The 21763-nt window shown below is 65.5% G+C and carries 16 protein-coding genes and 4 tRNA genes; 3 read left to right on the top strand and 17 right to left on the bottom strand.

The genetic code is table 11. The annotated features are described in order from the left end of the window. Nucleotides 1–81 precede the first annotated feature (81 nt). The gene (locus ACI2KK_RS23115; RefSeq protein WP_404670764.1) at nt 82–2118 is read right to left on the bottom strand and encodes an FAD-dependent oxidoreductase; all 2037 of its coding nucleotides are present in this window, start codon (nt 2116–2118) and stop codon (nt 82–84) included. A 194-nt stretch (nt 2119–2312) separates the two neighbouring features. Between ACI2KK_RS23115 and ACI2KK_RS23110 the strand changes: the two genes are divergently transcribed. Next, nucleotides 2313–3431, top strand: a complete 1119-nt coding sequence (locus ACI2KK_RS23110; RefSeq protein WP_404670763.1) for a nitrilase-related carbon-nitrogen hydrolase — start codon at nt 2313–2315, stop codon at nt 3429–3431. 4 nt (nt 3432–3435) lie between these two features. Beyond that, nucleotides 3436–4476 (top strand): AraC family transcriptional regulator, encoded by a 1041-nt coding sequence (locus ACI2KK_RS23105; protein WP_404670762.1) that lies wholly within the window; start codon nt 3436–3438, stop codon nt 4474–4476. 365 nt (nt 4477–4841) lie between these two features. On the opposite strand, the gene ACI2KK_RS23100 is transcribed toward ACI2KK_RS23105, so the two are convergent. After that, complete coding sequence (locus ACI2KK_RS23100; RefSeq protein WP_404670761.1) at nt 4842–5696, bottom strand: DUF2242 domain-containing protein; 855 nt, start codon at nt 5694–5696, stop codon at nt 4842–4844. A gap of 237 nt (nt 5697–5933) precedes the next feature. Here ACI2KK_RS23100 and ACI2KK_RS23095 point away from each other — a divergent pair, with 237 nt between their 5' ends. Continuing rightward, complete coding sequence (locus tag ACI2KK_RS23095; RefSeq protein ID WP_404670760.1) at nt 5934–7484, top strand: methyl-accepting chemotaxis protein; 1551 nt, start codon at nt 5934–5936, stop codon at nt 7482–7484. A 159-nt stretch (nt 7485–7643) separates the two neighbouring features. Here ACI2KK_RS23095 and ACI2KK_RS23090 read toward each other — a convergent pair. From ACI2KK_RS23090 to ACI2KK_RS23020, 15 genes are all read right to left on the bottom strand, one after another. Further along, nucleotides 7644–7720: transfer RNA gene (locus ACI2KK_RS23090), tRNA-Asp, on the bottom strand. Between the two features lie 141 nt (nt 7721–7861). After that, nucleotides 7862–7938: transfer RNA gene (locus ACI2KK_RS23085), tRNA-Asp, on the bottom strand. 83 nt (nt 7939–8021) lie between these two features. Next, a tRNA-Asp gene (locus tag ACI2KK_RS23080) sits at nt 8022–8098 on the bottom strand. Nucleotides 8099–8177: 79 nt separating this feature from the next. Beyond that, a tRNA-Val gene (locus tag ACI2KK_RS23075) sits at nt 8178–8253 on the bottom strand. Nucleotides 8254–8479: 226 nt separating this feature from the next. Continuing rightward, nucleotides 8480–9250 carry an SDR family oxidoreductase gene (locus tag ACI2KK_RS23070; protein WP_404670759.1) on the bottom strand — a complete coding sequence of 257 codons (771 nt, stop codon included), beginning with the start codon at nt 9248–9250 and terminating at the stop codon, nt 8480–8482. Next, nucleotides 9250–10461 carry an O-succinylhomoserine sulfhydrylase gene (locus ACI2KK_RS23065; RefSeq protein WP_404670758.1) on the bottom strand — a complete coding sequence of 404 codons (1212 nt, stop codon included), beginning with the start codon at nt 10459–10461 and terminating at the stop codon, nt 9250–9252. Before ACI2KK_RS23065 ends, ACI2KK_RS23070 begins: the two co-directional genes overlap by 1 nt. A 15-nt stretch (nt 10462–10476) precedes the next feature. Continuing rightward, nucleotides 10477–11982: an amidophosphoribosyltransferase gene (purF, locus tag ACI2KK_RS23060; RefSeq protein WP_217842470.1), complete on the bottom strand. Its 1506-nt coding sequence runs from the start codon at nt 11980–11982 to the stop codon at nt 10477–10479. Nucleotides 11983–12024: 42 nt separating this feature from the next. Further along, nucleotides 12025–12579: a CvpA family protein gene (locus ACI2KK_RS23055; RefSeq protein ID WP_217842469.1), complete on the bottom strand. Its 555-nt coding sequence runs from the start codon at nt 12577–12579 to the stop codon at nt 12025–12027. Nucleotides 12580–12895: 316 nt separating this feature from the next. Beyond that, on the bottom strand, nt 12896–13570 hold the full coding sequence (locus ACI2KK_RS23050; RefSeq protein ID WP_404670757.1) for an SPOR domain-containing protein: 675 nt from the start codon (nt 13568–13570) through the stop codon (nt 12896–12898). Next, on the bottom strand, nt 13554–14861 hold the full coding sequence (gene folC, locus ACI2KK_RS23045) for a bifunctional tetrahydrofolate synthase/dihydrofolate synthase (RefSeq protein ID WP_404670756.1): 1308 nt from the start codon (nt 14859–14861) through the stop codon (nt 13554–13556). The genes ACI2KK_RS23050 and folC overlap by 17 nt, the downstream gene beginning before the upstream one ends. Continuing rightward, nucleotides 14861–15754 carry an acetyl-CoA carboxylase, carboxyltransferase subunit beta gene (gene accD, locus ACI2KK_RS23040; protein ID WP_217842466.1) on the bottom strand — a complete coding sequence of 298 codons (894 nt, stop codon included), beginning with the start codon at nt 15752–15754 and terminating at the stop codon, nt 14861–14863. The genes folC and accD overlap by 1 nt, the downstream gene beginning before the upstream one ends. 215 nt (nt 15755–15969) lie before the next feature. Further along, nucleotides 15970–16590 (bottom strand): phosphoribosylanthranilate isomerase, encoded by a 621-nt coding sequence (locus ACI2KK_RS23035; RefSeq protein WP_404670755.1) that lies wholly within the window; start codon nt 16588–16590, stop codon nt 15970–15972. Nucleotides 16591–16649: 59 nt separating this feature from the next. Beyond that, the gene (truA, locus tag ACI2KK_RS23030; RefSeq protein WP_404670754.1) at nt 16650–17504 is read right to left on the bottom strand and encodes a tRNA pseudouridine(38-40) synthase TruA; all 855 of its coding nucleotides are present in this window, start codon (nt 17502–17504) and stop codon (nt 16650–16652) included. A 180-nt stretch (nt 17505–17684) separates the two neighbouring features. After that, on the bottom strand, nt 17685–20339 hold the full coding sequence (locus ACI2KK_RS23025; protein ID WP_404670753.1) for a FimV/HubP family polar landmark protein: 2655 nt from the start codon (nt 20337–20339) through the stop codon (nt 17685–17687). A gap of 72 nt (nt 20340–20411) precedes the next feature. Continuing rightward, nucleotides 20412–21416 (bottom strand): aspartate-semialdehyde dehydrogenase, encoded by a 1005-nt coding sequence (locus tag ACI2KK_RS23020; RefSeq protein ID WP_404670752.1) that lies wholly within the window; start codon nt 21414–21416, stop codon nt 20412–20414. Nucleotides 21417–21763 lie beyond the last annotated feature (347 nt).

Below are 21763 nucleotides of genomic sequence, written 5' to 3'. Positions count from 1 at the left end.
TCCTACAGGTTTGCGCAACCGCTGAAACCTGCGCTGTACCTGTAGGAGCCGGCTTGCCGGCGATGGGGCCCGCCCAGGCGATTACAGCTCGGCAGCCAACCGCGACCCTTGGTTGATGGCCCGTTTGGCATCCAGCTCGGCGGCCACGTCGGCGCCACCGATCAGGTGCACCGACTGCCCCGCCGCCAGCAACCCTTCGTGCAGTTCACGCAGCGGGTCCTGGCCGGCGCACACGACAATGTTGTCCACCGCCAGCAACTGCGGCTCGCCCTCGCCGATGCGTACGTGCAGGCCGGCATCGTCGATGCTCAGGTATTCCACGCTGTTGAGCATCTGCACCTGCTTGTTCTTTAGCCCCGTGCGGTGAATCCAACCGGTGGTCTTGCCCAGGCCGTCGCCCACCTTGGTTTTCTTGCGCTGCAGCAGGTACACCTGGCGCGCCGGGGCATGCGGCTCGGGCTGCACGCCCGCCACGCCACCACGGGCTTCAAGCTGGGTGTCGATGCCCCACTCCTTCCAGAACGCCTCGCGATCCTGACTGGTGGCCACGCCCTTGTGCACCAGGTACTCGGACACATCGAAGCCGATGCCGCCTGCGCCGATCACCGCCACCCGCTCGCCCACCGGTTTGCGCTGCAGCAGCACGTCCAGGTAGCTGAGCACCTTGGCGTTGTCGATGCCGGGGATGGCCGGGGTGCGCGGGGCGATACCGGTGGCCAGGATGACCTCGTCAAAGCCGCCGGCCACCAGCGCCTGCACATCCATGCGGGTGTTCAGGCGCAGGTCGACGCCGGTGCTGCGCAGCTTGTTGGCAAAGTAACGCAGGGTCTCGAAGAACTCCTCCTTGCCCGGCACGCGCTTGGCCACGTTGAACTGCCCGCCGATCTCGCCGGCGGCATCGAACAGGGTCACCTCATGGCCACGCTCGGCTGCCACGGTGGCAGCCGACAAGCCGGCGGGGCCTGCACCCACCACGGCAATGCGCTTGACCGCACGCACCGGCAGGTAGTTGAGCTCGGTCTCGTGGCAGGCGCGGGGGTTGACCAGGCAGCTGGTGAGCTTGCCGCCAAAAATGTGGTCCAGGCAGGCCTGGTTGCAGCCGATGCAGGTGTTGATCTCGTCGCCACGACCGGAGGCGGCCTTGTTGACGAAGTCCGGGTCGGCGAGGAACGGCCGGGCCATGGAAACCATGTCGGCATCGCCCTCGGCCAGCACGGCCTCGGCCACTTCAGGGGTGTTGATGCGGTTGGTGGTGATCAGCGGGATGCTCACCGCGCCACGCAGTTTGGCGGTGACCTTGCTGAACGCCGCCCGCGGCACCTTGGTGGCGATGGTCGGGATGCGCGCCTCGTGCCAGCCGATACCGGTGTTGATCAGGGTAGCGCCGGCCCGCTCGATGGCCTTGGCCAGTTCGACGATCTCGTCCCAGGTGCTGCCACCCTCGACCAGGTCGAGCATCGACAGGCGGAAGATGATGATGAACTCGCGCCCGACCGCTTCGCGTACCCGGCGCACGATCTCCACCGCAAGGCGCATGCGGTTCTGGTAGCTGCCGCCCCAACGGTCGGTGCGGTGGTTGGTGTGGGCAGCGAGGAACTGGTTGATGAAGTAGCCTTCCGAGCCCATCACCTCGACCCCGTCATAGCCGGCGCGCTGGGCCAGGCTTGCGCAGGTGACGAAGTCGCGGATCTGCTGCTCGATGCCGTCTTCGTCCAGCTCGCGGGGCTTGAAGGGGTTGATGGGCGCCTGGATGGCACTGGGCGCGACCAGTTTCGGGCTGTAGGCATAGCGCCCGGTGTGCAGGATCTGCATGCAGATCTTGCCGCCTGCAGCATGCACCGCATCGGTGACGGTACGGTGCTTGTCCGCCTCTTCCACGGTGCACAGCCTGGCGGCGCCGGTATACCCGCCGCCCTCCTCGTTCGGCGCAATGCCTCCGGTGACGATCAAGCCGACGCCGCCACGGGCCCGCTCGGCAAAATAGGCGGCCATGCGCTCGAAACCGCCCGGGCGCTCCTCAAGGCCAGTGTGCATCGAGCCCATCAGGGTGCGGTTGCGCAAGGTGGTGAAACCCAGGTCGAGCGGGGCCAGCAGGTGCGGGTAAGCTTGGGTAGCCATGGATGGACTCCACAGTTGGCGTGATCACGGAATGCAGGCGCCTCTACCGGCTTGGCGGGGCCTGTCGTTTGTCTGCCATGGACATTAAACAGGCGTTTGAATGCGCTCAATGATCGAAACTGACAACTTATTGATCCCGCTGCACAGCAGGCTTACCCTAGGCCACCTCATTACCCACAGCACCGACTGCCCCAATGCGAAAACTGCTCGCCAGCGCCCTGGCGCTGGTCATCGTCGCCGGCCTTTGCGGCTATGGCTTCTGGACCTTGCAACGCCCGCAAGGCCACTACCTGTCCGACCTGCGCATCACCCTGGCGCTGAACCAGGGTGCGCCGGGCGGGCACGGCAACCTGCTGGGGGTCGAGCCGCTGTTGTTCCCCAGCGACTACCAGAACCTCACGCGCCTGCACCGCAAACTGTCCGCCTACCTGGACCAGGCCCGCGCCCAGGGGCTGGTCAACGCCCGCACGGTGGTGGTGCTGCCCGAGCATATCGGCACCTGGCTGTGGGCCCGGGGGGAGAAGAAAGAGCTGTATCAGGTGACCCAGCGCCGCGAAGCCTGGCAGTGGCTGGAGCTGAGCAACCCGATACGCTACGGCCTGGCCATGCTGGCCGCCCAGGGCGATGACCGGCGCACCGATGCCCACCTGCGCATGAAGGCCGGGCAGATGGCCGCCGACTACCAACAACTGTTCGGCGGGCTGGCGCGCGAATACGGCGTAACCCTGGTGGCCGGCTCGATCATCCTGCCCGCCCCCTACGTAGAAGACGGCGTGCTGCACGCTGGCAACGGGCCACTGTTCAATACCAGCCTGGTGTTTGCAGCCGACGGTTCGGTACTGGGGCAGCCGCAGTACCAGCAATACCCGGACAGCGAAACCCGCCGCTATGTGCAGGGCGGCCAGCAGTACCCCTTGCAGGTGCTGCAGACCCCCGCCGGGCGCCTGGGCGTGCTGGTGGGCAGCGACAGCTGGTACCCCGCCAACCACCAGCAACTGGCCGCGCAGTCGGTGCAACTGATCGCCAACCCGGTGTTTCTCAGCGGCAAGCACAGCTGGCAGGCACCGTGGCGCGGCAACCGCCACCAGGACGCGGCCAGCACACTGGCGCTGCAACGTGGCCAGGTCAGCGAGCAGGATGCCTGGCAGCAGCTCACCCACAGTGCCGGCAACGGCATCAGCAGCATGAGCGTGTTCCTGCGCGGGCAGTTCTGGGAGCAGGCCGGCGACGGCCAGGGCTTCGCCCACCAGGGCGCTGCCTGGTGGGCCGGTACCGCCAGCTCCGGCGCGCGCCTGCTCAACCTGTGGCTGTAGCGCCATGACGCGCGCACGGGTACGCCTGGGGGACCTGTCGGTCGGTTTCGTGCAGCCGCTGGGCGACGCCCTGCTCGCCCTCGGCCACGACCCACGGCCGCTGCTGTTGCGCTACGGGCTCGACGAAAAGCGCCTGACCGAGCCCGGCGCACGGCTGTCGATCCCCCGCTACATGCACCTGGGCCACGCTGCCATTGCCCTGTGCGGCGAGCCTGGGCTGGGCCTGCACATGGGCCGCCTGAGCCGCCTGGCCCAGGCCGGGCTGGCCGGGGTCACCGCCGCCCAGGCCCCCACCCTGGGCGAGGCTGCGCGCACCCTGCTGCGTTTCGAACCGCTGTATGCCGCCAACTACCGCGGCCAGTCGAGCTTTCACGAGGACGGCCAGGGGGCGTGGCTGCGGTTTTATTCGATCAGCCCATACAACCACTACAACCGTTTCGTGGTCGACTCGCTGCTGGCCGGCTGGCTGGCGCAACTGGGTGCGTTGGCCGGCAGGCCAGTGCAGGCCGAGCGCCTGGAGATCGAGTTTGACGCACCGGACTATGCCGAGCAGTACCAGAGCCTGTGCAACGGCCCGGTGCAGTTTGCTGCTGGCGGCAACCAGCTACGCCTGGACGCCGCCACCCTGGCGCTGGCCAACCCGCAACATTGCCCGAGTACCTGGCAGCACCTGCTGCAGCTGTGCGAGGCGGAACTGGCGCAACGCACCCGGGTGCGCGGCCTGGGCGAGCGCATCGTGCACCTGCTGGGGCCGCTGCTCAATGGCGGACGCGAGCCGGACCTGGAAGAGGTGGCGCAGCACCTGCACCTGCCCACCTGGACCTTGCGCCGCAAGCTGGCCGAAGAGGGTACGCGCTTTCGCGACCTGCTCAACGACACGCGCCGCGACCTGGCCGAAGCCTATATCCGCGACACGGAACTGGCTTTCGGCGAGATCGCCTATCTGTTGGGGTTTGCCTCGGCCGAGGCGTTCCAGCGCGCATTCAAGCGCTGGAGCGGGCTGACGCCGGGGGAATATCGCCGCAGGCAGCGGCTGGCGGGTTAAAGCTCGGTGGCGTCGTCGGCGGGCTCTGGCATATCCAGCTCGTAGGCCTGAAATTCCAGCAGTTCTTCCTGATACTCGTCCATTGGCTGCTTCCTCTGTGTTCGCTCGTCGTTCATCGGTCTGGCTTCACCCTATTTCGGCGGGGTGACGCTTTGATGACAGGCCTTGAGAGATAAACGTAGCAGCGTGTGGGGAAGTTATCGATGGCTGAAGAGCGGCTGACTCAGGCCCCGCGCGCTCCCTGTGGGAGCGGGTTTACCCGCGAAACAGACGACGCGGTGCCTGGCACCGGCTATGCCGGTGTTCGCGGCTAAAGCCGCTCCTACAGGGGGAGCGCCAAATCGACGGGCGGCAAAGGCTGGGCTTTACAGCGAAGCCGGTGCCGCCTCGCTTTGAGGTGCCTGCTGCTGCACCTGGATCGGCGCGGCCTCGACGGGCGGCGCAACAGGCTGCGAGCCCTGGCTGTCATCCACTACCGGTGCGGCAGGTGCCTCACTGGCGGGCACAGCGGTTGCCGGCTGCTCGGCGACAGGCGCGACGCTTGCCGGTGCAGGCTCCGGCGCACTCACGGCAACCGGCGCGGCGGGCTGCGGGGCTGGGGCCAGTGCGGCGGGCGCAGGTTCCGGCAGGCCAAGGTCCTGGGCGGGCTTTTCGACCTTGGCAGGTTCGGCTTCGGGCTTTTTAACTTTTTTCGGTTTCGGCAGGTAGCTTTCCACCAGCGCGAAGTAGCGGTCGTAGAACTGCGGCGCAGTGACCGTCTCGCTGGCGACCTTTACCATGGAGTCGTCGGAGGAGCCGATCGGCATCGACACCGAACCCAGCACACCCACCCCAAGGCTTGCCGAGGTGTTGGACTTTTTCAGGGTGTAACGGTCCTGCAGCGCGTTGGCGAACATGGTCGAGCGCTGCTTGTCGCCCATATCGGGCACGCAGGTGATGTTGAAGCTGATCTGCATGTGGTTTTCGGCGGTCTGCTGGAAGCTCTTGTTGCCGGCCACCTGGTTGGCATCACTGCTGGTGATGATGTAGCCCTGGCTGAGCAACGCGCGCCGCGCGGCCTCGCACGAGCCAGCCTCGCTCACCGAGAAACTGCGCGAGAAGGTGCCCGAGTCGTCAAAGTTCTCGTGCTCGTACACGGCAGGCTTTTTCGAGGAGCAACCGGTCACGCCCGCCAGCACCAGGGCCAGCCCGAGCGCACCGTAGACGGATGATCTGGACATCGTGAATTCCGGGGTAAATCGAACGGCGCCTATTGTGCAACACATCCGCAGGCCTTCGAAACCTTGAGCGCGCAAGGTTCATGTAAAGTCCGGTAAAACCGGCAGTTGCTTAGGGGAATTTTCATACACAATTCAGAGACCTCCCCTACAGCAATTACTAGCCCCGCCTGACCGAAAAAATCAGCCTTGCTGAATAGACTCGTGTGCCCTCATGAATGCATCGCATCAGGACCCACGATGAAAAACCTTTCGGTACGCCTGAAACTGCTATTGGGCCTGGCGCCCCTGCTGCTGCTGGTAACCTCGCTTGCCGCCATTGCCGTGCTCAGCCTCTCAGCCCTCACCCACCGCGCCGAACGGCTGGTATCGGTGAACTACATCCTCGACCACCTCAACGACATACGCGCCGCACAGATGGCCTATGCGCTCACCAGCGAGCCTGGCGAGCTGCAGACGCTGGGCAATGCCCAGCAACAGATCGACGCACTGATCGCTGAAAACCTGGCCAAAATACCCGACCCCCAGGCCCAGGCCAGCCTGCCGGCGATCCGCCGGATCATGCAGGGCTACCAGCAAACCCTGCAGAACGCCCTGGACAGCAATGGCCGGCAACTGCCGGTGGGCATCGGCAAGCAACTGACGGCGCAGGTGGCCGAGGCCATCGACCAGGTGAACGCGCTGATCAGCGAGCAAAACCTGCGTAGCGCCGAAGAGCTGCGGCAGCGCTCACAGCTGATGCTGGGCATATTCCTGGCCACCGTACTGCTGGCCGGGCTAGTCGCCTGGTTGCTGGTCCGACAGATCTGCAGCCCCCTGCAGCAAGCCCTGGACATGGCCCAACGCATTGGCGCAGGCGAGCTGCAGGAAAGCCCGGTCGCGCCCCGCCGCGACGAATTCGGCCAGTTGCTGCTGGCGCTGCAGCGCAGCAGCGCTAATTTGCGGCGTACCCTGCAGCAGGTCAGCCAAGTCTGTACGCGGCTGTCGGGCGCCGCGGCCTCGCTGACCGGGGTAATCGAGCGCACCAGCCAGGGCGCGGCCAGCCAACAGGCCGAAACCAGCCAGGTGGCCACCGCAATGGGCCAGATGGCCTGCGCCGTACAGGAGGTGGCGCATAACAGCTCGCTGGCCAGCGAGGCCACCCGCCAGGCCAGCGACAAAGCCGACCTCAGCTTGCGGGTGGTGTGCGACACCCAGCAGCAGATCACCCAGCTGGCCAGCGATATCGGCACCAGCACCGAGGCGGTGCAGCAGTTGTCGGCCTCTGCCGAGCAGATCGGCGGCATCATGACGGTGATCCAGTCCGTGGCCGAGCAGACCAACCTGCTGGCGCTCAATGCCGCGATCGAGGCCGCCCGTGCCGGCGAGGCCGGGCGCGGCTTTGCCGTGGTTGCCGACGAGGTGCGCAGCCTGGCTCAGCGCACCCAGCACTCCAGCGCCGAAATCGAAACCCTGGTCGCCACCCTGCAGGACGATGCCCGGCATGCCGTTGAACGCATGCACGGCAATCGCAACAGCGCCGGGGCAACTGTCACCCTGGCCAACCAGGCCAGTGAGGCGCTGCAGATCATCACCGCCAGCGTCGACGACATCCAGGGCATGAACCAGCAGATCGCCGCCAGCACCGAACAGCAGAACGCCGTGGTGCTGACCATCCAGCAGAACGTGGAAAACGTGCGTGACGTGGCGCAAGGCTCGCTGAGCGCCACGCGTGAGGTACAGGCGGCAGCCGTCGAGCTGAAAGGGCTGGGTGAAGAGCTGCAGGGGTTGCTGGGGCAGTTCAGGCTTTGAGAGTGCGTGAAGGCTGGTGTTGGCTGTGCTGGCCTCATCGCAGGCAAGCCTGCCCCTGCAGGCGTGGGCCGGCTTGCAGGAGTGCAGAAACAAAAAAAGCGACCCGAAGGTCGCTTTTTTTGTTTGCACCAAGCTGTTCAAGGGGCTTGGTGCGCAAGATGGCGCAGCGGACGGGACTCGAACCCGCGACCCCCGGCGTGACAGGCCGGTATTCTAACCGACTGAACTACCGCTGCGTATCGTTCGGGCTTGCACCCGATTGAAACTAGGATCTGAGCTTTCAAGCATAAAAACGCGAAAGCCAGGCACAAAAAAGGCGACTTGTGATCGCCTTTTCTGGTTTGCTTCAAGCTGTTCAAGGGGCTTGATGCAGAAGATGGCGCAGCGGACGGGACTCGAACCCGCGACCCCCGGCGTGACAGGCCGGTATTCTAACCGACTGAACTACCGCTGCGTATCGTTCAGGCTTGCGCCTGATTGAAACTGGGATCTGGCCTTGCGGCCTCAGACCGGTGTAAACACCCATCTGGAGAAAAGTGGCGCGGCGGACGGGACTCGAACCCGCGACCCCCGGCGTGACAGGCCGGTATTCTAACCGACTGAACTACCGCCGCGCATAGTTGGACATGCGTCCTGTTCCTCTCTGCCAACGGCTTCTATAAGAAGCTGCCGAACCAGGAACGTCTCAGGAAGTGGTGGGTGATGACGGGATCGAACCGCCGACCCTCTGCTTGTAAGGCAGATGCTCTCCCGGCTGAGCTAATCACCCCCGCGATGTTGCTTGTTGCGTTTGCTTCGCTGAGGCCGCGAAATTTACGCAGGTACCGATGCTAAGTCAATAGCCCCATTGAAGTTTTTTTAAAAAAGATGAAAAAAGGAGGGGCTGGCGAAGGCTGATCGCGGGGCAAGCCCGCACCCACGGCAATGCACACTAAGCCTTGGCACAAAAAAAGGGCCTTTCGGCCCCTTTCTGTTGTATCTCAATAACTTACCACTCAGGTGTAGATCATCTTGCGGCTCATGCCGCCATCGACCACAAATTCCTGGCCAGTGACGAAGCCCGACTGGCGCGACAGCAACCAGGCCACCAGCGCTGCGACGTCCTCCACCGTCCCTACCCTGCCCGCCGGATGCTGGGCATGGTCGGCGTCGGTCAGGGGTTCGGCGCGGCGTTGCGCCGGGTCGCGGGCATCGATCCAGCCCGGGCTCACCGCATTGACGCGAATCTCCGGGCCCAGGCTCATGGCCAGGGCGTGGGTCAATGCCAGCAGGCCACCTTTACTCGCGGCATACGCCTCGGTATCCGGTTCGGACTGCCGCGCCCGGGTCGAGGCCAGGTTGACGATGGAGCCTCCATGGGCGCGCAGGTACGGTGCACAGTGCTTGGCCAGCAGCATCGGGCCATTGAGGTTGACCGCCAGCACACGGTTCCACTGGGCAAGCGACAAGCTCTCCAGCGTCTGGTTGTGCGGGTTGGCGATGGCCGCATTGCTGACCAGCGCATCCAGGCGGCCGAACTGGCCGAGCACCTGGGACACCCCGGCGCTGACCTGCGCCTCGTCAGCCACGTCCATGGCAATGAACAAGGCGTTGTCACCCAGCGCCTCGGCCACCTTGGCGCCGCGCTGGCGATCGAGATCGCTCAGCACCACCTGCCAGCCTTCGCAGATCAGCCACGCGGCGATACCCAGGCCGATGCCGCGGGCGGCACCGGTTACCAGGGCGACCCGGCCGTTATGGCCTGGCCCACCGCCGCGGATTTCCATCACAGTGCCGCCAGCCCACGGGCGAGGTCCGCCTGCAGGTCAGCCACGTCTTCCAGGCCCACGGCAACCCGGATCAGGCTGTCGCGGATTCCCGCCGCTTCACGCTCCTGCGGCGTCAAGCGGCCGTGGGAGGTGGTGGCCGGGTGGGCGATGGTGGTCTTGCTGTCACCCAGGTTGGTGGTGATGGAGATCACCCGGGTGGCGTCGATGAAGCGCCAGGCGCCCTCTTTGCCGCCCTTCACCTCGAAGCTGACCACCGCACCGAAGCCGCTCATCTGGCGCTTGGCCAGCTCGTGCTGCGGGTGGCTCGGCAGGCCGGCGTAATGCACCTTCTCCACGCCGTCCTGCTGCTCCAGCCATTCGGCCAGCACCTGGGCGCTTTCGCAGTGCGCGCGCATGCGCAGCTTCAGCGTTTCCAGGCCCTTGGTGAAAATCCAGGCGTTGAACGGGCTGAGGGTCGGGCCTGCGGTACGCAGGAAGCCCACCACTTCTTTCATCTGCTCGGCACGGCCGGCAACCACACCGCCCATGCAGCGGCCCTGGCCGTCGATGAATTTGGTAGCCGAGTGGAACACGATGTCGGCACCGAGCTTGAGCGGCTGCTGCAACGCCGGGGTGCTGAAGCAGTTGTCCACCACCAGCATGGCGCCACGGGCGTGGGCGATTTCGGCCAGCGCACGGATGTCGACCAGTTCGGCCAGCGGGTTGGACGGCGACTCGACGATCAGCAGCTTGGTGTTGGCCTTGATGGCCTTCTCCCAGCCGCTCAGCTCGACCAGCGGCACGTAGTCCACCTGCACGCCAAAACGCTTGAAGTACTTCTCGAACAGGCTGATGGTCGAGCCGAACACGCTCTGCGACACCAGCACGTGGTCACCGGCGCTGCACAGCGACATGACCACGGCGAGGATTGCCGCCATGCCGGTGGAGGTACCGACCGCCTGCTCGGCACCTTCCATCGCCGCCAGACGCTCTTCGAACGCCCGCACGGTGGGGTTGGTGTAGCGCGAGTAGACGTTGCCGGGTGTTTCGCCGGCAAAGCGCGCGGCCGCATCGGCGGCCGTGCGGAAGACATAGCTGGAGGTCAGGAACAGCGCTTCGCTGTGCTCGGCCTCCGGTGTACGGTTCTGACCGGCGCGTACCGCCAGGGTGTCGAAACCGACACCCTCGAGGTCACTGTCCAGTCGTCCGGCATCCCATTGATCCGTCATGCCGTGGCTCCCAAATCAGTTGTTGTACAGGTCGATGATCGCGCTGACAGCCTGGTTCTTGACCTTGGCCAGGTCGTTACGGGCCTGTTCGATGCGATCCAGGTAGGCCGCATCGATGTCGCCGGTGACGTATTCACCGTTGAACACCGCGCAATCGAAGTGATCGATCTTGATCTTGCCGCCACCGACCGAGTCGATGAGATCCGGCAGGTCCTGGTAGACCAGCCAGTCGGCGCCGATCAGCTCGCCCACCTGTTCGGTGGTCCGGTTATGGGCGATCAGTTCGTGGACACTCGGCATATCGATGCCGTAGACGTTCGGGTAGCGCACCGCAGGGGCTGCGGAGCAGAAGTAGACGTTCTTGGCGCCGGCTTCGCGAGCCATCTGGATGATCTGCTTGCAGGTGGTGCCGCGCACGATCGAGTCGTCCACCAGCATCACGTTCTTGCCGCGGAATTCCAGCTCGATGGCGTTGAGCTTCTGGCGCACCGATTTCTTGCGCGCGGCCTGGCCGGGCATGATGAAGGTACGGCCGATGTAGCGGTTCTTGACGAAGCCTTCGCGGAACTTCACACCCAGGCGGTTGGCCAGCTCCAGGGCGGCGGTGCGGCTGGTGTCGGGGATCGGGATGACCACGTCGATGTCGTGCTCGGGGCGCTCGCGCATGATCTTGTCGGCGAGCTTTTCACCCATGCGCAGACGCGCCTTGTACACCGAGATGCCGTCAATGATCGAGTCCGGGCGGGCCAGGTAGACATGCTCGAAAATGCACGGCTGCAGTTTTGGCGCATCGGCGCACTGCTTGGTGAACAGCTGGCCTTCTTCGGTGATGTACACCGCTTCACCCGGGGCCAGGTCACGGATCAGGGTAAAGCCGAGCACGTCCAGGGCGACGCTTTCGGAGGCGATCATGTATTCCACGCCTTCGTCGGTGTGACGCTGGCCGAACACCACCGGACGAATGCCGTTGGGGTCACGGAAACCGACGATGCCGTAGCCGGTGATCATCGCCACCACCGCGTAGCCGCCGACGCAGCGGCTGTGCACGTGGGAAACAGCGGCGAACACGTCTTCTTCGGTGGGCTGCAGCTTGCCGCGCACCGCCAGCTCATGGGCGAATACGTTCAACAGCACTTCGGAGTCGGAGTTGGTGTTGACGTGGCGCAGGTCGGACTCGTAGATCTCCTTGGCCAACTGCTCGACGTTGGTCAGGTTGCCGTTGTGCGCCAGGGTGATGCCGTATGGCGAGTTGACGTAGAACGGCTGGGCCTCGGCCGAGGTGGAGCTGCCCGCGGTGGGGTAGCGCACGTGGCCGATGCCGATGCTGCCGACCAGGCGCTGCATGTGGCGCTGCTGGAAGACGTCGCGCACCAGGCCGTTATCCTTGCGCAGGAACAACCGGCCGTCATGGCTGGTCACGATACCGGCAGCGTCCTGGCCGCGGTGCTGGAGGACCGTAAGCGCGTCATACAGCGCCTGATTGACGTTCGACTTACCGACGATACCGACGATGCCACACATGCGACGCAACCCCTACTTTGATGAAACTTGAGTGAAAAGCGCTCAGGGCTTGATGGGCCCGAGCAGCTGTTCCTTGAACGGAAGGTCAGCAGGTGCGCTGACCCCATTGGACATCCACTGGCCGGTGAACCCGAGTATGAGGTTCTTCGACCAGTCGGCCACCAATAGAAATTGTGGTATCAGCCGCGACTCCTGCCACCACGGGTCCTGTTGTACCGGGCCCAGGCTCAGCAGCCCGACGGCCACCACTACCAGCAAGCCCCCGCGCGCGGCGCCAAAGGCCATGCCGAGGAAGCGATCGGTACCGGACAGCCCGGTGACGCGGATCAGCTCGCCGATGAGGAAGTTGAGCATCGCCCCCACCAGCAGGGTGGCGACGAAAAGAATGGCGCAGCCAGCGATGACCCGGGCCGAGGGCGTCTGGATGTAGCTCTCCAGATACTGTGCCAGCGAGCCGCCGAACATCCAGGCCACGGCACCCGCGACAATCCAGATGAGCAGAGACAAGGCTTCCTTGACGAAGCCGCGCTTGAGACTGATCAGTGAGGAAACGGCGATGATCGCGATGATCGCCCAATCAACCCAGGTAAATGCCACGGTGCTGCCTGCTAACGTTTGAGGCGGCGCATTTTAGCAGAGCAGCGGGCTTGGGGTAAGCGGAATGTCACGTGGTTGAAGGGCTGCGGGCTGACTCGGGGGACAGCTTTGAGGCTTGGGTTTGCCTGCTCGGGCCCCATCGCCGGCAAGCCGACTCCAACAGGGCCTGAAAGTCATGCGATCCCTGTAGGAGCGGCTTTAGCCGCGAACACCGGCGCAGCCGGTGCCATCCACCGCGCCGCCTGCTTCGCGGGTGAACCCGCTCCCACAGTGCCATGCAAAGACCAGATTCGGTACTGCACCCGTGGGTGCGGCTTTAACCACGCTCGGGCTGGAAGCGCACCACGAAGCCCTTGAGGTTTTGCTGGCGGTTGATCACATCGCGCAGGCGCTCGGCCTCGGCACGTTCGATCAGCGGACCCACGTACACCCGGTTCATACCATCGGCCGAACGAATGTAAGCGTTGTAACCCTGGCTGCGCAGGGTTTTCTGCAGGTTGTCGGCACCGGCACGGTTGGACAGGCTGGCCAGCTGGATCGACCAACTGACCGGCAGGCCGTTGGGGTCAATCTTGGACGGTGCTGCCGGCTTGGCTGCCACCGCAGCTGCCGGGGCGGCCGCAGGTGTTGCAGCCTTTGGCGTTGGAACCGGGGTCTGCGGCTTGGGCTGCGCCTGCGGCTGCACTTGGGCCTGCACCTGGGGTGACGGGGTAATGGGCTGGCTGGGCGTGCTCGGCGGTGCGGTAGACTCATCCACCACCACCGGCGGCTGCTCGTTCTGCTCGGGCAATGGCTGCGGCTCCGGCACCTGCACCGGCTCCACCTGCACTTGCGGCAGGCTCGGCATGGCTGGCGCCTCCGGCGCCTCGACGCGCACCTGGCGCATCTCGTCCTCACGGGTGAACAGCATCGGCAGGAAGATCACCGCCAGCGCCACCAGCACCAGCGCACCGACCATGCGCTGCTTCATCCCTTTATCCAGCACTGCCATCTACTCCATTCATGGGGACCTGCCGTTCGAGCCAGGCCAAGGCCTCGCCGACGCAGAAAAACGAACCGAACAGCAGGATCTGGTCATCCGCCGTCGCCTGGCCGCACTGCGCATCAAGAGCAGCATCGACGCCTGGGTGAGACTTCACTGTCGCACCAAGGTTCGTCAAGGCCTGGGCCAGCTCGGCAGCCGGACGGCTGCGCGGTGTATCCAGGGGGGCCACGGCCCAGTCGTCGACCAGCGCGTGCAGGGGTGCGAGTACGCCTTGCAGATCCTTGTCGGCGAGCAGGCCGAACACCGCCAGGCGCCGGCCCTTGGGCGGCCGCGCCGCCAGGCGGCGGGCCAGGTATTCGGCGGCATGCGGGTTGTGCCCGACATCCAGCAACAGCTCGACCGGCTTGCCGGCGAACTGCACCACACGGCGGTCAAGCCGGCCGGTGATGCGGGTATCCAGCAGCGCCTGGCGAACCTGCGGCTCGTTCCACGGCAGGCCCAGGAGCAGGAAGGCCTGCAGCGCCAGCGCGGCGTTTTCCATGGGCAGGTCGAGCAGCGGCAGGTCACGCAGTTCTACGCTTGCGCCATCGCCTGCGGTACCGCGCCAGTGCCAGTGGCTGTCGGTACTCGCCAGGTCAAAGTCACGACCGCGCAGGAAGAACGGGCAGGCCAGCTCGCCAACCTTGTCCAGCAACGGCTGTGGCGGGTCCAGGTCGCCGCACAGGGCAGGCTTGCCCTGGCGGAAGATGCCGGCCTTCTCGAAGGCCACCGACTCACGGGTATCCCCCAGGTAGTCGGCGTGGTCGACACCGATGCTGGTCACCAGCGATACGTCGGCATCCACCAGGTTGACCGCATCCAGCCGGCCGCCCAGGCCGACCTCGAGCACCACGGCGTCCAATGCCGACTGTTTGAACAGCCAGAACGCCGCCAGGGTGCCCATTTCGAAATAAGTGAGCGAAACATCGCCCCGCGCCGCCTCGATGGCGGCAAAGGCCTCGCACAGCTGCTGATCGCTGGCCTCGCGGCCGTCGATCAGCACCCGTTCGTTGTAGCGCAGCAGGTGCGGCGAGCTGTACACCCCGACCTTGAGCCCCTGCGCCCGCAACAGCGAGGCGACGAAGGCGCAGGTGGAGCCCTTGCCGTTGGTGCCGGTAACGGTCACCACCCGCGGCGCCAGGGCGCCCAGCTGCAGGCGCTCGAGCACCTGCTGCGAGCGCGCCAGGCCCATGTCGATGGCCGAGGGGTGCAATTGCTCGAGGTAGGCGAGCCAGTCGCCCAGGCTGCGCTGGTTCATCAGGCGACCGCAGCGACCTCTTTGGCCTCGGCCGGGGTGGCCTGGCCAGTCATTTGCGCCAGCAGACGCGCCAGGCGTGGGCGCAGCTCGTCACGGGAGATGATCAGGTCGATGGCGCCGTGCTCCAGCAGGAACTCGCTGCGCTGGAAGCCTTCTGGCAGTTTTTCCCGTACGGTCTGCTCGATCACGCGCGGGCCGGCGAAGCCGATCAGGGCCTTTGGCTCACCGACGATCACGTCGCCGAGCATGGCCAGGCTGGCGGAAACGCCGCCGTAGACCGGGTCGGTCAGTACCGAGATGAACGGAATACCTTCTTCGCGCAGGCGCGCCAGCACGGCGGAGGTTTTGGCCATCTGCATCAGCGAGATCAGCGCTTCCTGCATGCGCGCACCGCCCGAGGCGGAGAAGCAGACCATCGGGCAGCGGTGTTCCAGGGCGTAGTTGGCGGCGCGTACGAAACGCTCGCCGACGATGGCACCCATGGAGCCGCCCATGAACGAGAACTCGAAGGCGCTGACCACGATCGGCAGGCCCATCAGGGTGCCGCTCATGGAGATCAGGGCGTCTTTTTCGCCGGTCTGCTTTTGCGCCGCGGTCAGGCGGTCCTTGTACTTCTTGCCGTCACGGAACTTCAGGCGGTCGACCGGCTCAAGCTCCGCGCCCAGCTCGGCACGGCCATCCTTGTCGAGGAAGATGTCGATGCGCGCACGTGCGCCGATGCGCATGTGGTGGTTGCACTTGGGGCAGACGTCGAGGGTCTTTTCCAGCTCCGGGCGGTACAGCACGGCCTCGCAAGACGGGCACTTGTGCCACAGGCCTTCAGGGACCGAGCTCTTCTTCACCTCGGAACGCATGATCGATGGGATCAGTTTGTCTACCAACCAGTTGCTCATGCTTGCTTTCTCCAGTATCGGCAGAGGGAGCCTTTAGCCACCACACCTGCCCTTGAGCTCAAATTCTGCTTAAAACGACGATGGGCCGGCCATGGCACTGCCACATGCCGCCCCACCTCCAATATGTACGTCGATACCCAACACAGGCGCTGCCTGCCGGTATCGCGTTGCGAAACCTATGGACGATGGCGCGCGGCCAGCCGTCACATCCGCGCTTACGCCTGCCGTACGGCCTGCATGAAAGCCTCTATCTTCGCGGCATCCTTGATGCCCTTGGCCTGCTCTACCCCACCGCTGACATCTACCGCGAACGGGCGCACCTGGCGGATGGCCTGGGCGACGTTGTCGGCCGACAGGCCGCCGGCAAGGATGATCGGCTTGCTGAGTGTTGCCGGCACCAGCGACCAGTCGAAGGCCTCACCGGTGCCGCCGGGCACGCCCGGTACGAAGGTGTCCAGCAAAATGCCCCGAGCGCCTGAGTACTCACGGCAGGCTGCCTCGATGTCATCGCCCGGGCGTACCCGCAAAGCCTTGATCCAGGGCCGGTGAAAGCCTTCGCAGTCGGCCGGGGTTTCATCGCCGTGGAACTGTAGCAGGTCCAGCGGAACCACTTCGAGGATCTCGTTGAGCTCGCAGCGCGAGGCGTTGACGAACAACCCCACGGTGGTCACGAACGGCGGCAATTCGGCGATGATCGCCCGGGCCTGGCGCACGTCCACCGCGCGCGGGCTCTTGGCATAGAAGACGAAACCGATGGCATCGGCGCCGGCTTCGGCGGCCGCCAGGGCGTCTTCGATGCGGGTGATCCCGCAGATCTTGCTGCGAACGTTGCTCATGGAAAGCGAACCCTGGGTGATCGGTGAACGGCGGATGTTAGCAAATGCCCCGTGCCCCGTCAGTCGCCCAGGGCCTCGAAGCCAGTGAGAAAGTGTGGGCCGATGTAACGCTGGGGCAGTTGGTATTGCTCCGGGTATTCCACCTGCACCAGGTACAGCCCGTACGGGTGGGCAGTCACCCCGCCCTCGCGGCGATTGCGCCCCTCCAGCACTTCCCGCGCCCACTCCACCGGGCGCTCACCGGCACCGATGGTCATCAGCACGCCGGCGATGTTGCGCACCATGTGATGCAGAAAAGCCGTGGCGCGGATGTCGAGCACGATCATCTGGCCATGGCGGGTGACGCGCAGGTGGTGGATGTGCTTGACCGGCGACTTGGCCTGGCACTGGCTGGCGCGAAAAGCACTGAAGTCGTGGGTGCCGAGCAGGTACTGGGCAGCCAGGGCCATGCTTTGTACATTCAGCGGGCGGTGGTTCCAGGTGACTTCCTCGGCCAGGTGGGCCGGGCGGATCGGGTCGTTGTAGATCACGTAGCGGTAGCGCCGCGCGGTGGCCTTGAAGCGGGCATGGAAGTGCGCCGGCATCGGCCGCGACCAGACCACGCTGATGTCGTGGGGCAGGTTTTGATTGCTGCCCAAGGTCCAGGCGCGCTCGTCGCGCACGGCGCGGGTGTCGAAGTGCACGATCTGCCCGCTGCCATGCACACCGGCGTCGGTGCGCCCGGCGCACAGCACGCTGATCGGCTCGTTGGCCACCTTCGACAGCGCCTCTTCCAGCGCCTGCTGGACACTCGGCACGCCACTGCTCTGGCGCTGCCAGCCGCGGTAGCGCGAGCCTTTGTATTCCACGCCCAGGGCGATGCGGGAGTAGCCTTCGGCGGCCGATTCGGCGGCGGCGGTGTCGATGATGTCCAAGAGCGGAGAACCTGTGAGGTGATACGAAACAGCGGCGATTATAACGACAACGGCAGCCCGGGTGGGCTGCCGTAGGTTTTGTACTGCCTGCACCGGCCTCTTCGCGGGTAAACCCGCTCCTACAGGGACTGCGCGTTTCCTGTGGGAGCGGGTTTACCCGCGAAGGGGCCTTGAACCACCTCAGACCAGGCGCGAGAGCATATCGCTGGCTTCCTGGCGCTGGCTGTCGTCGCCATCCTTGACCACTTCGTCGAGGATATCGCGGGCGCCCTGGTGGTCGCCCATGTCGATGTAGGCGCGAGCCAGGTCGAGCTTGGTGGCCACCTCGTCGGTGCCGGAGAAGAAGTCGAAGTCCAGGTCATCCAGCGGCTCGGGCTCCAGAGCCGCGTCTTCAGCGGTGAACTGCGGCTCCAGCGACGGGGCTTCGAGGTTCTGCGACAGCTTGTCCAGTTCGGCGTTGACATCATCCAGTTCGGAGGCGAAGTTTTTGGCCGCCGGCGAGTCGTCTTCCAGCGACAACGACAGGTCGAAGTCTTCCGGCAGCTCCAGCTCGGAGATCGGGTCGAATTCCGGCATGGCCTCGAACGCTGCCAGCTCGGCGGCGACATCCACCGGGGCTTCTTCGCCGCCGGCAGCAGGCGTGGTGTCGCCGACGTCCAGGTCAAAGTCAGCCAGGTCGTCAGCCGACAGCTCAGGTGCAGGCTCGGCAGCCTGGGCCTGGGCGAGCAGCGCTTCGAAGTCGTCGTCGGCGTCAGTTTCGCCGGCTGCGGGAGCTGCCTGGGGTTCGACCAGCGCTTCCAAGCCTGCCGTTTCATCCAGCACCGGCAGGTCGAGCGGGTCATCCACCGGCAGGTCGTCGTCCAGGCTCAGGTCGAACGCGCTGTCCAGATCATCCTCATCGATGGCTGGTGCAGGCTCGGGCTCAGGCTCCAGGGCTGCAACCGGCTCGGGCTCGGGCTGCACTTGAGGCTCAGGCGCGGCTTCGGCCGCTGGCGGCTCCTGCAGCAACTCCTGAACGTACTGCTCGTCCAGGCCCGAAGCCAGGGCTGCGGCGCTGGCCACCACGGCAGCTGCGCCGAGCATGGCGGGGAAGCGCTCCTTGAGCGATGCCACTTCGGCCTGGTTCGCCTCGTTCGGCGCCAGCTTGCGCTCCTGGACGGCAAAGGCGTCCTGGTCGCCCTGGCGGGCGTAGACTTCCATCAGTTTCAGGCGCAGGTCGCTGCGCTGCGGGTCAGAGGCCACGGCGGCCTCCAGCAGGTCGGCGGCGTGGTTGAGGCGACCGCGGGCGATACTTTCGTCCACCTCGGCCAGCAACGCGGCACGCGGGTCGACGACAGGGGCTTCGACGACGGCCGGCTGCACCGGCTTCTCTGCGGCAGTGGCGGCGGCGGCAGACGCGGCCACCACGGCTGGCGACAGGGTCACGCTGGGGGCCGACATGTCCAGGCCGTCAAAGCTGTCTGCTGGCAGCTCCAGGTCCGGGGCGCGCTCGCCCTCCTCGGCCAGGGCGCGGGCCATGCGCACATGTTTCTCGGCTTCCTGCTGGGCCTTGCGCTTGCGCGCCAGCAGCAACAGCAAGAGCAACAGCACCAGGAACGCGGAACCTGCGACCAGGCCCAGCATCAGCGGGTTGCCCAGCACCTGGTCGAGCATGCCCTGCTCTTCGCTGGCCGGCGCCTCGGCTTCGACCGGGGCGGTATCGGTGGCAGCAGGTGCAGGCGCGACCACAGGCTCGGCAGGGGTCAGCTGAGCATTGACTACAGGTTGTGCCGGGGCAGCCGGGCCCGGTTCACCCGGCAGCGCGGCGGGCGCGGCCGGTGCCGCTGGCGCCGAGGCCTGGGCCTCGAGGCGCGCCAACTGGTCATTTTTCAGCTCGATCAGACGCTGCAGCTTGTCCAGCTGGCTCTGCAGGTCGGTCATGCGGCTTTTCAGTTCGTCGTTGTCACGACGGCTGGTGTCCAGGCTTTCCTGGGCCACCGCCAGCTTGTCGTTGAGCGCCTTGGCCTCACCTGCACCGGCCTTGCCGCCGGGCGACACCAGGCGCAGGTTGTCGCCCTGGTTGATGCGCGACGGCGTGGCACCGGCCTCGCCACGGCGGGTGGCATCGAGCTGGCGGGCACGCGGGCCGAGGCGGCGGCCTTCACGCCAGGCGGCGTACTGCTCGGCCACTTCGCGGTTGGCTTCGGGGCGAGGGATGCTCTGCACCTGCTGCTGGTCGGGCAGGCGCAGCACCTGGCCGATCTTGAGCTGGTTGATGTTGTTGCCGATGAAGGCATCCGGGTTCAGGGCCTGGATCGCCAGCATGGTCTGCTGCACCGTGCCGCCGTGGGTGTTGCGCGCGGCGATCTGCCACAGGGTGTCACGGCGTTTGGTGGTGTAGCTGCCGGCGCTCACCGCAGGGGTGATGTTGGCTTTGGCAGGCTGCTCGCCCTGGGCCTGGGCCTGGTCGAGCAGCACGTTGTAGTCACGCAGCAGGCGGCCTTGCGGCCACATCACCTGCACCAGGAACTTGACCACCGGCTCCGGCAACGGCTTGCTGGAGGTGACGCGCAGCACGCTGCGGCCATTGGGGTTGATCACCGGGGTGAAGGTCAGGTCTTCGAGGTAGGTCGGAAGCGGCACGCCCGCCTTGGCGAAGTCTTCCGGCGAGGCCAGGCTCGGGGCCATTTCGGTGGCGGTGAGGTCGCGCACGTCCAGCAATTCGATCTCGGCATCCAGCGGCTGGTTCTGCGCCGACTTCAAGGTCAGCTCCCCCAACCCCAGTGCGTTCGCGACGCCCGACGACAACGCCGAGGCGGCCGCGATGGCCAGAACCAGTTTGCGAATTCGCAGCATGAACTCTTCCCTTGTATGAACCGTCCCAAAAACCCTGTCGCGGTGTAGGACAAAATTGCTGGCCAGTATCTTTTACGCCATGTGTTTTATCAACAATTGCGCCACTTGCACGGCGTTGAGCGCCGCTCCCTTGCGCACATTGTCGGTGGTCAGCCACAGATTGAGCTGTTCATCTTCATCAATGCCATGCCGTACACGACCAACATAGACCACGTCCTGGCCTACTGCGTCACCTACCGGGGTCGGATAATCATCCGCTTCGACCCGCTCGATGCTCTCGGCGCTGTCCAGCGCCCGGTTGACCGCGTCGAGGTCGACCGCGCGACGGCTCTGCAACGCCACACTGAAGCTATCGCCGAAAAACACCGGGACTTGAATGCAGGTCACGGAAATCTTCAGTTCCGGCATGCCCAGAAGCTGGCGCAGTTCGCCGACCAGACGCCGCTCAACGGCCGTGTGGCCTTGCTCGTCGGGCGCACCGACCTGGGCCAGCAGGTTGAAGGCCATTTGCCGGTCGAAGAAACGCGGCTCCAGCGGGCGGGCGTTGAGCAGCTCGGCGGTCTGGCGCGCCAGCTCGCTGACCGCTTCACGGCCCTGGGCCGAGACGGCCAGGCAGGCGTTGACCTGAATGCGCTCGATATCCACAAGGCCCTTGAGCGGGGCCAGTGCCACTGCCAGGGCCACGGCACCGGCGCTGGGGCTGGTGATCAGGGCTGGCTGCGGCAATTGGCCCAGGCGTTCAGGGTTGGCCTCGGGCACCATGGCCACGGCGCCGTCCAGTGCGCCGGACAGGTCGATCACCGCGCAGCCGGCCTTGTGCGCCTTGGCGGCGAAGCTGCGGCTGACGGCCGGGGTGGTGGCGAAGAACGCCAGCTTGACCTGGCTGAAGTCGAAGCTGTCGACTTCGCGAACCTTGAGCTTCTTGCCGGCGAACATGACGCTGCTGCCCGCCGATTCCATGCTGGCCAGCAGGTGCAGGGTGGCTACCGGGAAGGCCAGTTCTTCGAGGATCTGCACCAGGGTTTCGCCTACGGTGCCGGTGGCGCCTACTACGGCGATGTCTAGCTGGGTCGTCATGGGGGTGGGTCCTTCTGGGTGCTGGGGTACGGCGGGGAGCGGCACTTTACTTGGAATGTGGGGTTGGGGGTAGGGTTCGGGTTCGGGTTCGGGTTCGGGTTCGGGTTCGGGTTCGGGTTCGGGTTCGGGTTCGGGTTCGGGTTCGGGGCTTATGGTGATTGCTTTTGGAGATATACGCGCATTCATTGACGATAGCGGCTTTTATTCACCTTTCCGCCCTTACGGCGGGTTACTTTGGACGGCCAAAGTAACCAAAGCCGCCTGCTCCCATCATCCGGCCCCCTACGCTGCGCTTCGGGGGTTCCCTCGCTCCGGGCTTGCTCCGGAGGTACGCGCCGACGGGCCGT

This window comes from Pseudomonas sp. NPDC089406, assembly GCF_044900265.1.
Lineage (GTDB): Bacteria > Pseudomonadota > Gammaproteobacteria > Pseudomonadales > Pseudomonadaceae > Aquipseudomonas > Aquipseudomonas fakonensis.
This window is presented reverse-complemented; position numbering and strand designations above follow the sequence as displayed.